The 450-nt window shown below is 43.8% G+C and carries 1 protein-coding gene; it reads left to right on the top strand.

The genetic code is table 11. From position 1 onward, the window contains the following. On the top strand, window positions 1–450 hold a 450-nt coding region (locus AC1DFM_RS34795), incomplete at both ends, for an AMP-binding protein (protein WP_477081383.1).

Below are 450 nucleotides of genomic sequence, written 5' to 3'. Positions count from 1 at the left end.
TCATATTTGAGCCACGGCAGGATGGACTACATCTCAGCATAGAATATAACAGTGACCTGTTTTACCATGATACCGTACTCACAATAGCAACACACCTGGATCAGCTGCTGGCAGCTATTCTTAAAAATCCGGCCACCGCTATCGGGCAGCTGGATTATTTAAGTGAAACAGAAAAATCGCATCTACTTTATAGTTTTAATGATACGGCTGCTGCTTACCCGGAAGATAAAACCCTGGTGCACCTATTCGCAGAACAGGTAGCAAAAACACCGGATGCAGTAGCGTTGGTATTTGAAGATGTCTCCCTTACTTATCAGCAACTGGATGAGCAATCTAACCAGTTGGCCCATTACCTGCGTAATCAATATGAAGTTGTTGCAGATGACCTGGTGGGCATAAAACTGGATCGTAGCGAATGGCTGCTGATTGTAATATTGGGGATCTTAAAGT

The organism is Chitinophaga sp. 05T412 (assembly GCF_056396465.1).
The sequence above is the reverse complement of the archived record's forward strand: the minus strand, read 5'-3'. Positions and strand labels throughout refer to the sequence as shown.